The sequence below is a fragment of the Paenibacillus xinjiangensis genome, from assembly GCF_059686975.1.
Genome location: NZ_JCAALS010000005.1, coordinates 41,197 through 53,973 on the forward strand (window position 1 = coordinate 41,197; position 12,777 = coordinate 53,973).

Genomic DNA, 12,777 nt, shown 5'->3' on the forward strand with positions numbered 1-12,777 from the left:
AAATAGTACGTAACCCAACCCGAAAGTAATTCAACACCCTGCGTCATCCATACCCCTCAATAGCTGCATCTACGCTCATTGTTTCAGACGTGCTAAGCTTGCGAACAGTAATACGCGAAATACGATGATGATCCGTCTCTTCTATGATAAAGGCAATCTCATCCTTATAGTCGATGCGATGATTATTGGTAGGCGGTATTTCAATTCGTGAATAGAACCAGCCGCCAATCGTATCGAAATCATCGGTATCAATATCAAGACCGAAATAACTATTCACTTCTTCAATCAACATTAATCCGCTGATGGAATAGGTCTGCTCGTCCTTTTGTTCCAGAGTCGCACGTTCTTCGTCGAATTCGTCCTGAATTTCGCCGACGATTTCCTCCATAATATCCTCCAGCGTCACTAGACCTGAGGTGCCGCCATATTCATCGATCAAGATGGCGATCTGCGTTTTCTTCTTCTGCATAAGCTTCAAGAGGCTGCTGATTTGCATAGATTCAGGTACTGTCGTGACCGGTCTTGTAATCTGACGAATATCCGTAAGACTATGAGTCGTATCCTTCAGCAAATCTTTAATATGAATAAAGCCGATAATATTGTCCTTATCATTCTCGCAGACCGGGTAACGAGTGAGCATCTGCTCCAGCGCTATGGTCTTGTTCTCCTCCAGTGACAAATTCACGTACAGACAAGTCATCTCTGTCCGAGGGATCATAATTTCTCGTGCGTTGGTTTCTGTGAAATCGAATATATTATCTACAAGAGTGAGCTCCGTATTGTCGATTAGACCGCTTTTGTGACTTTCTTGCATGAAAATCCGTATTTCCTGCTCCGTATGCGCCGAATCTTGCTCAGTTACGGGTTCGATGCCGAATCGACCTAGCAGCCAATTGGTCAGACCATTCACTACCCAAATAAACGGATACATTATTGTGTGCAGTAAGTTAAGCGGCTTAGCAATCAATAGCGTAATCGTCTCCGCTTTGCGGATGGCAATCGTTCTGGGCACCCATTGTCCAAGCACCATATGCAGTATCGCTAATAATGAGAATGCGATGAGGAATGAAATAGTATGAGCAACAAGCCCATTATTCAATCCTAGCTCCTGGAACCAAGGTTTGATCATGCTGCTGATCATAGACTGGCCGATAAAACCAAGTCCAATAGATACGAGCGTGATGCCGAACTGACATACCGATAAATACGCATCGATCGTTTTCGTTGATTGCCCTTCAGAATCAAGTGAATCGATCCGATTACCCCGAACCTTCACCATGGCGAACTCTGCTGCGACAAAAAAACCATTTAACACCACCAAAAACACAATAAGCGCCAACTGAAAAGCTAATGGTAAAGGATCACCCAACGATTCCCTGCCAGCCGTACGAATAACATTCTGTACAACGACAGGCGCACCTCCCTTACGTACAATAATTTACAAACCTTGATATAAAATTAACATTAGACGATTCCAAGCTATGGCGTCAAATGGTAGAATCGTCAATTTCCCTGTTGTAAGGAGCCTAATTAAGTTTATTCGCCTTAACCCTATAGATATGCGGCCTTTGCTTACAAATCCTTATGTTTTTGAAGAAGTACGCCCTCCTGTCAACGAATATATTCATAAAAACGTTATCTTTTGCCTGATTTTCACCGCTTCTGACCGCCCTTAATCTGTTATAATGCAATCAACTTTCAAAATCTAGGAGGACATACTCATGAAACGCATTCTACTTATTTTACTCGCTGCGCTTTGGCTTGTTCCAGGGGTAGCCATGGCCCATTCCAAGATGGACAGCTCATCTCCTGCCGCAGATGAGACAGCTACCGTCTCTCCTGCCCAGATCGAAATGATTTTTAATACGGCAATCGAGAAATTAAGCAACTTCAAGCTCCTTAATGAAGCTGGCGAGCAGGTCCCAACAGGGGACGCTGTCGTGAATGATGCAACGCTAAGCGGAACAATCTCTGAACCCCTTGCTAACGGAAGCTATACGGTCAAATGGACTATTATTGGGGCAGACGGTCATTCGGTAGAGGGTCAATATTCGTTCAAGGTAGAGGCTGCTGCTGCGGAGACTCCTGCTGCATCGACTGAGCCATCTACTGAGCCGGCAACCACTGAAACTCCAGAGCCGGCAGCTTCCACTCAGCCAGAGGCTGCCACAGCTCCTAATGACACGGACAGTGAGCAAAGCAGAGGTCTGAGTACAACTGGGTTCATTATTATATTCGTTGTCCTTATTGCAGCAGTAGTCTTCATCCTGCGGAGGCGCCAAAAATGATCTATGTAAGCGAGGCTCTTCTGTATGTATGCTTCGCCCTATTGATGGGCTCTTTTATTATAAGAGTCGTACCTGTAAGCCTTCGTCCTGATGTATCGGTTCCTGATTGGCTGCTTCTGGTCTGTGCGATTGCGATTCCCATTCTGTCCTTTATGCCGATTCATCAATCAGCAATGTTATTCGCAGAAGACTTCGACACTCCTTATGGACAAATGGTCAAGAGCATTCTGCTTGATATCAACGCAGGCAAAGCATGGATATGGACTGCGATCGGATCAATTGGTCTATCGTTCCTGTTAGCTCTCAAATCCTTTCGTACAGACAAGCATATGCCGAAGGTTGGCTTATTTATTACGCTGCTGCTTATTATCTGGCTTGGCTATGCCAGCCATGCTTCGTCGTTATACAGCACCAAAGGCTTAATCGTGCATTCCGCCCATTTCATGGCAGCTACTGCATGGATAGGCGTACTACTCGTCATTGGCTGGTTCTCCAAGGACAGCGCGAACTGGGATCGATTCTTATCTTGGTTCTCACCGCTAGCGCTCGGTTGTGTGTTCATCACGATAGCAGCAGGACTCACGCTTATGACCTTCACAACACCAGAATACGTAAATTCATGGATGCTGCCTTACGGACAAATGCTGCTTATTAAGCATCTGCTCATTCTGCCTCTGCTGCTGTTCGCCTACACCAATGGCTTCGGCTACAAACGGACAATCGCCATGAACAGTGGATTTAATCCAAGACCTTGGCTGAAAGCAGAGGGCTTGATAGCTATTGTCGTATTCGCGATAACAGGAGTGCTAGGGCAGCAAACGCCGCCTCATGATGTGAGGGACACGCTGCAGACTGTATCTCCCTCATCTTTATTCACATCCATCTTTAAAGGGAGCTTCAGTCCGGACATCACATTAGCCTACTCCCCGAATCTGGAGAGCATTCTGATGATCGCTGCTGCTGCAGTGATGGCCGCAGGCTTAATCGTTATGTATCGGAGCAATCGGATTATCCCCGCGTTCATAATGGGTCTGTTGATCTCCATATTCGGCTATTTCGCTCTTATGTTCGGAGTCGCTTGAGTCGAAGGAGCTTAAAAAGCCTCCAACTCCACTTACTTTTCTAGTGGGATTGGAGGCTTTTTGAATTATTACTGGATGCACTGCGAAAGTGGATGGTTCTTCCGATCGCTGTTGCCCACAGATTTCTTCTGTCTGAATTAGAAAAGGTAGAAACCCGTGGGCAAAGGCGAACGCTATCACTTCTCCAGAATCCATCCACTTTCTCCATTTGTCCAAGCTATACTAAAGTTCTCAATACAATGCGAGTTAGGACGCGCTAGCCTCGCTCATCCACGCCTTCCCGCCACCAATAGCGAAATCCCTTTCGCTATTCGTGAATCTCGTTGCGCTATTGCTCCCCATTCGCTTGCCGCTCAACAATTTACAGTAACCATTTACTTTATTCGCGCAATCAGTTTCGCTAATAAGGTAACTGCTTGCGCTAGCCTCGCTCATCCACGCCTTCCCGCCACCAATAGCGAAATCCCTTTCGCTATTCGTGAACCTCATTGCGCTATTGCTCCCTAGCCTTAACGAAATACTCATTTGGGTAAGTTACGCAGCTATTTTACTATTAAGGTGTTGCTTTCATTTTCTCAAAAACAGTTAGTTACACATAACCGGAGAAGAACGAATGATTCTGTAGGAGCATCATCGTCTGTTCACCTGTGTTTCAGGATTAGGCAGTCACTTTTTTCAGCACTACTTTGTTTTCTTCCGAAGCTCCTGATTCTGACGAATTTTGTTCTCCATCCCCTGCTCAGTCGCTTTGTAGAAGCTCATGCCATGGAGTGAGTCCGGCAAATATTGCTGCTTCACGTAATGACCTGGATAATCATGTGGGTATTGATAGCCTTCATGCCCCAGCTGCTGAGCCCCCTTGTAATGGGTATCCCGCAAATGAAGCGGCACCTCCCCATGCCCTGCCCCTTCAATTGCTGCTGTCGCTTTGGCAATAGCTAGTGCTGTAGCATTCGACTTCGGACTCTCTACTGCGAACAATATCGCTTGTGAGATATTGTACTTCGCCTCCGGCCATCCAATCTTATGATACGCATCCATCGCGGTGACCGCCTGTATCATCGCTTGCGGGTTCGCAAGCCCGATATCTTCGCTGCAAGCAACAATCAAGCGGCGCAGGAAGGTCATCGGATCCATCCCAAGCTTCTCTACTGCGAATAGGAACCAGAATAGCGCAGCGTCACTTGAGCCCCTAACGCTCTTATGGAACGCCGACAGTACATCATATTGCGTCGATTGATCGGCACGAATCGCCTTGTTCCGAATGGACTCCTGTGCGACTTCAAGCGTGATATGCACCGAGCCGTCCTGCTCTGAAGGAGTTGTCACTGCCGCCATCTCTAATGCATTCAAGGCACGTCGAATGTCGCCCCCTGCAAGCGATGCAATATGCGCCAGCGCATCTACATCGACTTGCAGATTCATAAAGCCGAGTCCTCGATCCCGGTTAGCTAGAGCACGCTTCATCGCTTCTAGAGCATGGCCCTCGTCGAGCGGCTGCAGCTGGAACAGCGTCGAGCGGGACAATAAAGCCCCATTCACATGATGGAACGGATTCTCAGTCGTAGCTCCTATAAAGATAATGATGCCCTGCTCCACTGCAGGTAGAAGGGCATCCTGTCTTGATGTATTGAAGCGATGGACCTCATCGAGGAATAAAATCGTTTTTTTGCCATACATCGCTTTATTCGTTCGTGCTTTGTCGATTACTTCTCTTACGTCCTTAACGGATGCATCTACCGCATTCAGCTTCACGAAATCCCCAGCGGTGCGCTTAGATATAATATGAGCTAGCGTCGTCTTCCCGCAGCCTGGAGGCCCATACAGCAGAATCGATGACACCTGATCACCTTCAATCGCTCTGCGAAGCAGCTTGTCCGCTCCTATGATATGCTCTTGCCCAATATATTCATTCAGCGTCTCCGGCCGCATACGATCTGCAAGCAGGCGAGCCCGCGGGGATTCCGCTTCCTGATAGGAGAATAAGTCCATTTATCATTCACAACCTTTTTCAACACGTTATTACGATCATATCATACTCGTACAAATGTTCGCCAGCCGATCCAGATAGCTGGATAGATCAAAAGACCTAGTTCTTTCATAGGAATTACTATAATTTTTCCCCAATCATCTGCCGATATAATTCTAGGAATATATTTCCTATAGTCATATGGTATGATCGAATTGCCACCGGTTGAGAGGGAACATTTAATAGACAAAAAACTAAACTAAACAGAGAGAGGGATAAGAGGAGAGGTTCTAGTTGTTTAAGCAAGTCGAGAATGATTGGGAATTAGCGATGTTTAACCGTATTTGGACCACAACATGGGCTGAAAAAGGATACGAATTGGAGTTCACTGAGGAAGTCATAGAGCGATTCGTTGCAATATCCCCGGATGGAAGCTACATAGGTACATCAGAGATAAAACCCTACATATTAGGAACCAGCAGCATAGAAGCCGTAGCCCCCTTTCAATCCCATCCGTCTATTGTACAAGATCCTTCCAGAGCAGCAGAGATTGATAAAATAGCAGTAATGAAAAATTACCGCGGCGGCAAACCGTTATCGGATTTGTTGTCATCGGCCGTTTATTGTGCTGAAAAGCATCGCTTTCATTATTTTGTCTCACTCTTGGAGCCGGTATTGTTCCGAGCTCTTCGAATTTCGTATCATGTTCCGATGGAAAGAGTCGGACAGAAGACCTTTTACAAAGGCGATTATGTCATACCCGTTATATTTGATATGGCGTACATTTACACGAACAAAGAGAAGTATGATTGGCTGGACTATCCTGAGGAATACAGGCAACTGTCCGGTTCAGAAACGAAGCATGCCTATTCCAAATAACTATTAATCGAACACATTGAGAGGTAGCGATCACATTGGACAATGAACAGATTGTACTGAACAAACGGAACAGATTATTTGTCAAAATATTATGGGGAATGCTCGCGCTCGGTATTGTCGCAGATCTTGGGGCGGGACTGGGGGCGGACCTGATTATCACACTGGCTGTTGTCGGTACAATCGGTTGCGGTGTCGCTACCTTGATGACCTACAAGAAAATTCTAGTCAAATCCATCATGTATGTAGTTCCAATTATTCTAACAACGTTGACTTTGCTTCTTATTGTATCGGACCCAAATCCTATCATCAGCACTTATTTTCTTCTGTATGTCAATATCGCGTTAATGACGCTGTACGCGGATTATAGACCGATTATATTCACGGGTCTGCTAAGCATGGGAGTAAGCACTTATATATTCCTAGATGCAAGACTGCAATCCATTCTATTCCCGAATGAATCATTGCTGTACTTGTATCTGTATCTTATCTTCTTAACTACGGCGCTCGCTTTCTCTGCCAAATTCAGTCAGAAGCTTCAAACAGAGGTCACGCAAGAGCGCAAGGATGCGCTGGAATCTAAGGAACTGGCAGAGCAGCTCGTCGACAAGCTGAAGTCATCCATTTTATTGCTTAGCGATTTCAGCAGTGAGCAGAAGAATACCGTTCAGTCTACAGGACATATTTCACGTGAAGTAACGGCTACCTTCGCCGAGATGTCCTCCTCCATCGAGAAGCAGACCAGCATGGTTCTGAATGTGAGTGATTCCGCTCAAACGATTGAGACGGCTGTGTCACATCTGCTCGAAGGAGCAACATTATTACAGCAATATTCAACGGATACATCCACTCTTACCGATAATGGCAATAAGCTCATTCAGACATTGACGGCTGATGTAGACAGCGTCCGGACGATCATTACAGAAACAGTCGCATTGATGCAGCAGCTAATCGAACAGAATGAACGCGTAAGCTCTATTGTAGGCTCCATTAGTGAGATCTCCGAGCAGACGAATCTCCTCTCATTGAATGCTGCTATTGAGGCAGCCAGAGCCGGCGAGCAAGGCAAGGGCTTCGCAGTCGTTGCAGGCGAGGTTCGTAAGCTGGCTGACAATTCCCGCTTAGCGGCAAGTGAGATATCATCTATTCTAAGCTCGATTCATACTCAGATCAACGCGGTTAGCGAACAGGTAAATCTCGGCCAACAGGCCGTTATTACAAGCTATAATGCATCACGCCAAGTGGAGCAGATCATTACCAGCATTAACGGCAATGCCGAGCTCGTCAAGCAGCAATCCGATACAGTGGGTGATTCCTCCCGTCAATTGCATGACCGATATGCTTCAATAGCAGATGAAATGAACAATATGGCAGCTACAACCGAGCAGAATATGGCTTCAGTCGAAGAGGTATTCGCCAGCATGGAGACGCAAGACGGCAAAATGAGTCATCTCGTCAAAGGCTATGCACAGCTGGATTCACTCATCTCTGAGCTCAAGCTGCTAGTAGAGAAACAGCAGACGAACAGCAAAAAATAGCTCAATTTAGTAACTTGTAACATAAGCACAGCAAAAAGCCCGGATCCGACACCATGTCGAATCCGGGCTTTTCTCAGTCCTGATTAAATCTCAATACCGCCGGCAGCAAGCAGATCCTTGACAACTTCACTCACCATAATAAGTCCAGCGACAGGAGGCACGAATGCATTGCTGGCCGGAGGCTGCTGCGCTTTGCGTATCTCAGGCGCGTTCTCCGGTACGATGCGCTGCGTTACATCCTGGCGCGGCTTCTTAGGAAGCTCAGACGAGAAGACGACCTTGACACCCTTCTTAATCCCATCCTTGCGCAGCTTCTGTCTTACGACACGAGCGATCGGATCGGTATGCGTCTTGGAGATGTCTACGACGGAGAACTTCGTAGGGTCCATCTTGTTCGCAGCGCCCATACTCGAAATAATCGGTATTTGACGCTCCAGGCATTGTTTAATCAAATGAATCTTGTAAGAAATCGTATCCGATGCATCCACTACATAGTCTAGTGGATAAGCGAACAGCTGCTCATACGTCTCTTCCGTGTAGAACATCCGCAAGGAGATCGCGTCGCATTCCGGATTAATCAGCTTAATCCGGTCACGCATCAAATCTGCCTTGGGCTGCCCGACTGTCGTCGTCAGCGCATGAATCTGGCGGTTCACATTCGTTATATCGACAACATCCTTATCGATCAGGATGATGCGTCCGACGCCGGTACGGGCAAGTGCCTCGGCCGCAATTGAGCCTACACCGCCGATGCCGAGCACAGCAATCGTGCTCCCCTTCATCAGTTCCAGCCCTTCCGGTCCGATAGCGAGCTCTGTACGTGAGAATTGGTGCAGCATCGAGTTAGCCGCCTCCTTTTATAATAAGCTTACTTGCCGTCCGTTGATGCAGCTGCAGCTGCAGGAGCCTCTGGCTTCGGCTTCAGAACCGTACGGATATGAAGCTGCTCAAGCTGCGATGGCTCTACTGGAGACGGAGCATCGCTTAGCAGGTCGGTTGCGCTCGCGGTTTTCGGGAAGGCAATCGTCTCACGCAGGTTCGTACGGCCTGTCAGCAGCATAACCAGACGGTCGAAGCCGAAGGCGATACCACCATGCGGAGGTGTACCATAGTCGAATGCATCCAGCAGGAAGCCGAATTTCTCATGCGCTTCTTCCATCGAGAAGCCAAGAGCCTTGAACATTTTTTCTTGAACATCACGTTGGTAGATCCGCATGGAGCCGCCGCCTACTTCGTAGCCGTTCAATACGATATCGTAAGCCTGCGCACGGATTTGACCTGGATCAGTGTCGAACAGGTGTAGATCCTCATCCTTCGGACGAGTGAACGGATGATGCTCAGCTACATAACGCTTCGCATCTTCATCCCAGCCGAGCAGCGGGAAGTCTACAACCCATACGAATTTGAATTTCGACTCGTCGATCAGACCCAGCTCGCGTCCAACCTTCAGACGAAGGTTACCAAGCACATCTGCAACAACCTTCTTCTTGTCAGCAGAGAATGTCAGCAAATCTCCATCTTCTACTTGAAGACGCTCAGTTAGTGCAGCGATTTCTTCAGGCTTCAGGAACTTCACGATCGGCCCCTTCCATTCGCCTTCCTTCACTGTAATCCATGCCAAGCCTTTGCCGCCGTAACGTGCTGCGAACGGTTGAAGATCATCAAGCTCTTTGCGGCTCCAATGTCCACAGCCCTTCGCATTGAATGCCTTCACAACGCCGCCGCTTGCTGCAACGCTTGCGAACACTTTCACGTCGCTTGCTGATACGATATCTGTAATATCTTGAATTTCCATATCGAAACGAAGATCCGGCTTATCGGAGCCGTATTTGTTAATTGCATCTTCATAAGTAATGCGTTGGAACGGTGTTGTGAGCTGAGCGCCAATCGTCTCATTGAACAAGCGAGCAAGAAGCTTCTCCATCATCGGAAGCAGCTGATCCTGCGTCAAGAAGGAAGTCTCGATGTCGACTTGTGTGAATTCCGGTTGACGGTCAGCACGAAGATCCTCATCACGGAAGCAGCGTGCGATTTGATAATAGCGTTCAATACCGCCTACCATCAACAGCTGTTTGAAAATTTGTGGGGATTGCGGCAATGCGAAGAACTCACCTTCATGAACACGGCTTGGCACGAGATAATCACGTGCGCCTTCCGGTGTGCTTTTCGTCAGAATTGGCGTTTCTACATCAATGAAGCCTTCGCCATCGAGGTAATCGCGGAAAATCTTCGCTGCTTTCGAACGAAGAAGCAGAGTCTTCTGCATCTCTGGACGACGCAGGTCAAGGTAACGATACTTCAGACGAATGGACTCGTCTACTTCTACTCCATCCTCGATCGGGAACGGAGGCGTCTTCGCAGCGTTCATCACTTCGATTGCTGTTACACGAACTTCGATTTCACCAGTAGCAAGGTTAGCATTGACTGTCTCTGCATCACGCTCTACAACTGTGCCTGTAATAGCCAGTACGTACTCGTTACGTGCACGGTCAGCAATCGCAAGAGCGTCACCTGAGAAATCAGGGTTGAATACCGTCTGAACGATACCTGTACGGTCACGCAAATCGATAAACAATACGCCGCCAAGGTCACGTCTGCGTTGTACCCAGCCGTTCAGTACAACAGTCTGGCCAATATCAGACTTGGTTAAAGTTCCACATTGATGAGTTTTTAACATCATGTTGATCATACTCCTCGTTTAGTTAGATTGTTTGATTTCATCAGCAAGCTGTTTAAGAGCGACGAAGCGCTGCTCGCCTTTGGTCATATCCTTCAGAGCAATTTCCCCGCGCGCGAGCTCGTCATCGCCAAGAATTGCTGTATAGCGTGCTTGAAGCCGGTCTGCAGACTTCATCTGCGCCTTCATCTTCCGGCCTGTATAATCGCGCTCAGCGCGCAAGCCGGCTCTGCGAAGCTCATAGACAAGCCTTGTCGTCTCGCGTTCTGCCGCTTCACCAAGACTAATTACGTACACATCAACCTCATGCAAGTTCGGAAGCTGTGCTTCCTGATGCTCCAGCAGCATGATTGTGCGCTCCAGACCAAGGCCAAGGCCGACGCCAGGCTGATCCGGTCCACCTACCTCCGCTACAAGCCCGTTATAGCGTCCGCCCCCACCAATGGTATCGATAGCTCCGATACCTTCAGCTTTGTACTCGAACGCGGTATGCGTGTAATAATCAAGTCCACGTACGAGCCTTGGATTGATCTCGTAAGGAATATCCATATCTGACAGATAAGTTTTTACCTTATCGAAGTGATTGGCGCATTCCTCATCAAGACTGTCCAGCAAGGAAGGAGCCCCTGCAAAATGATGCTGGTCGACCTTGCAATCGAGCACCCGCAGTGGATTGCGATCCATACGAGACTGGCAATCCTTGCACAGCTGATCACGCTTCGGCTCTAGAAAAGCAAGCAGCTTCTCGCGGAATGCTGCGCGTACTGCAGGTGTTCCAACCGAGTTGATCTCTACTTGCACATTCTTCAGACCTACCTCGGAGTAGAAGGTATATCCCAGGGCGATCACTTCAGCATCAAGTGCCGGATCTACCGCTCCTAGAGCTTCTATGCCGAATTGGTGAAACTGTCTGTACCGGCCAGCCTGCTGCCGCTCATAACGGAACATCGGACCGATATAATACAGCTTCGATACATCCGGCTCACCGTAGAGCTTGTTCTCAACATAGGATCTGACAACGCCCGCCGTACCTTCAGGACGCAGCGTAACACTGCGATTCCCGCGATCGGTGAACGTGTACATTTCCTTCTCTACGATATCCGTCGTCTCACCCACACCCCGCTGATACAGCTCCGTCGACTCAAAGATCGGCGTTCTGATCTCACGGAAATTGAAACGTCTGCAAATATCCCTTGCCTTCTGCTCAACGTACTGCCAGCGCTCGACCGCTCCAGGCAAAATATCCTGTGTCCCTGGCAATTTCTGAAATGCCATTGCGTTTCCCTCCCGACCCCTGTTTCCACTTGTCAACATGCAAAAAACTCCCGTCTCTAACGACAATGCTTCGTCGTCAGGGACGAGAGTATATCTCCCGTGGTGCCACCCAAATTCCGGACTGCTTATGCTTAAGCTAGCCCGCTCATAACGGTTAACGCCCGTCATACGCAATCCGGCTACTAACCTGCTCAGGTACGACTGACTAATCGTGGCCTGGCATTCGTTCGCCGACTGTTCTCCGGAAGGTCTATTCATCCTGTCACTATAAGAACGCTTGCAGCCTAGGCGTCCCTCTCTGGATACGTGCACGGGATTACTGTGTTCCATCATCAAATCATTTTGTATACTGAAAATTAATTCTAACCTCCACTTAAGAGAAAGTCAATAGGGAGTCACTCTCCGCCCCTGCCCCTTGGAATCCGACACGCTGAACGATTCCTTCACAAAAGCAATCCATGCTTTTGCAGCGAGTGACTGATACCCCTCCCTGCGCCACACCAGCTCCAGATGCCATAGAATAACTGGATCCTCAATGGTCTTCTCGATTTTTTTAGCCCCATGCTCAACCATCTCCAGCAATGCTCTGTCCATCTCCTCCATAATTGGTGGACTGCCCACGATAACAGGTGTTGCTACGCCTATTACAGGCGTTCTAGGGATGATTATGGGCCCTCTTATCGTCAAATGGTTCCGGATCACAAGCCCGATTGCCCGGGGTGTACTGCTGGGCACTAGCGCCCGCTCCGCTGGCATCAGCAGAGCATTCGATTATAGCCCTGTCACAGGCTCCATCGCCGGCATTGCCATGCTCATCACAGTCTTCGTCACCTTATGCGCAGCTCCTTAGGTGATGTCTTTGTTCTAAGGCACAGAAAAAAACCTGCAACACGTCGTTGCAGGTCCAAAAGTAATATATATTTAAAAAAAGGGGGTCGAGGTCTATTATAGGTTAACGATGTTAAAAAACCGTTATAAATTGATTACAGCAATATTACAATTTAGAAAGCGTTTAATTTACGCTCTCCCTTAGCTATAGGCTCTCACATGAGCTAATCATACAGACACCGTC

General features: G+C 48.0%; 12 protein-coding genes. 5 read left to right on the forward strand and 7 right to left on the reverse strand.

Annotation, left to right across the window (positions count from 1 at the left end; translation table 11 throughout):
- Positions 1-43: 43 nt before the first annotated feature.
- Positions 44-1,369 (reverse strand): hemolysin family protein, encoded by a 1,326-nt coding sequence (locus tag AC6ESP_RS06705; protein WP_497095926.1) that lies wholly within the window; start codon positions 1,367-1,369, stop codon positions 44-46.
- A 352-nt stretch (positions 1,370-1,721) separates the two neighbouring features.
- Between AC6ESP_RS06705 and AC6ESP_RS06710 the strand changes: the two genes are divergently transcribed.
- Together AC6ESP_RS06710 and AC6ESP_RS06715 are read left to right on the forward strand one after the other, a co-directional pair.
- On the forward strand, positions 1,722-2,288 hold the full coding sequence (locus AC6ESP_RS06710; protein WP_497095927.1) for a copper resistance CopC family protein: 567 nt from the start codon (positions 1,722-1,724) through the stop codon (positions 2,286-2,288).
- A complete protein-coding gene (locus tag AC6ESP_RS06715; RefSeq protein ID WP_497095928.1) occupies positions 2,285-3,370 on the forward strand; it encodes a CopD family protein in 1,086 nt (361 codons plus the stop codon). The genes AC6ESP_RS06710 and AC6ESP_RS06715 overlap by 4 nt, the downstream gene beginning before the upstream one ends.
- 246 nt (positions 3,371-3,616) lie before the next feature.
- Here the strand turns inward: AC6ESP_RS06715 and AC6ESP_RS06720 are convergent, their stop codons facing one another.
- On the reverse strand, positions 3,617-3,859 hold the full coding sequence (locus AC6ESP_RS06720) for a hypothetical protein (protein WP_497095929.1): 243 nt from the start codon (positions 3,857-3,859) through the stop codon (positions 3,617-3,619).
- Between the two features lie 192 nt (positions 3,860-4,051).
- Positions 4,052-5,362 carry a replication-associated recombination protein A gene (locus AC6ESP_RS06725; protein ID WP_497095930.1) on the reverse strand — a complete coding sequence of 437 codons (1,311 nt, stop codon included), beginning with the start codon at positions 5,360-5,362 and terminating at the stop codon, positions 4,052-4,054.
- 271 nt (positions 5,363-5,633) lie between these two features.
- Here AC6ESP_RS06725 and AC6ESP_RS06730 point away from each other — a divergent pair, with 271 nt between their 5' ends.
- Entirely contained in the window at positions 5,634-6,218 is a 585-nt protein-coding gene (locus AC6ESP_RS06730; protein ID WP_497095931.1) for a GNAT family N-acetyltransferase, read from the forward strand.
- Between the two features lie 35 nt (positions 6,219-6,253).
- Positions 6,254-7,753, forward strand: a complete 1,500-nt coding sequence (locus tag AC6ESP_RS06735; RefSeq protein ID WP_497095932.1) for a methyl-accepting chemotaxis protein — start codon at positions 6,254-6,256, stop codon at positions 7,751-7,753.
- Positions 7,754-7,836: 83 nt separating this feature from the next.
- Here the strand turns inward: AC6ESP_RS06735 and AC6ESP_RS06740 are convergent, their stop codons facing one another.
- From AC6ESP_RS06740 to AC6ESP_RS06755, 4 genes are all read right to left on the reverse strand, one after another.
- Positions 7,837-8,592, reverse strand: a complete 756-nt coding sequence (locus AC6ESP_RS06740; RefSeq protein ID WP_497095933.1) for a tRNA threonylcarbamoyladenosine dehydratase — start codon at positions 8,590-8,592, stop codon at positions 7,837-7,839.
- Between the two features lie 29 nt (positions 8,593-8,621).
- Entirely contained in the window at positions 8,622-10,433 is a 1,812-nt protein-coding gene (gene aspS, locus AC6ESP_RS06745; RefSeq protein ID WP_497095934.1) for an aspartate--tRNA ligase, read from the reverse strand.
- An 18-nt stretch (positions 10,434-10,451) separates the two neighbouring features.
- A complete protein-coding gene (gene hisS / locus AC6ESP_RS06750) occupies positions 10,452-11,705 on the reverse strand; it encodes a histidine--tRNA ligase (protein WP_497095935.1) in 1,254 nt (417 codons plus the stop codon).
- Between the two features lie 384 nt (positions 11,706-12,089).
- A complete protein-coding gene (locus AC6ESP_RS06755; RefSeq protein WP_497096113.1) occupies positions 12,090-12,299 on the reverse strand; it encodes a hypothetical protein in 210 nt (69 codons plus the stop codon).
- Between AC6ESP_RS06755 and AC6ESP_RS06760 the strand changes: the two genes are divergently transcribed.
- Entirely contained in the window at positions 12,241-12,555 is a 315-nt protein-coding gene (locus tag AC6ESP_RS06760; RefSeq protein WP_497095936.1) for an LrgB family protein, read from the forward strand. The genes AC6ESP_RS06755 and AC6ESP_RS06760 overlap by 59 nt on opposite strands.
- The last annotated feature ends 222 nt before the right edge of the window (positions 12,556-12,777 follow it).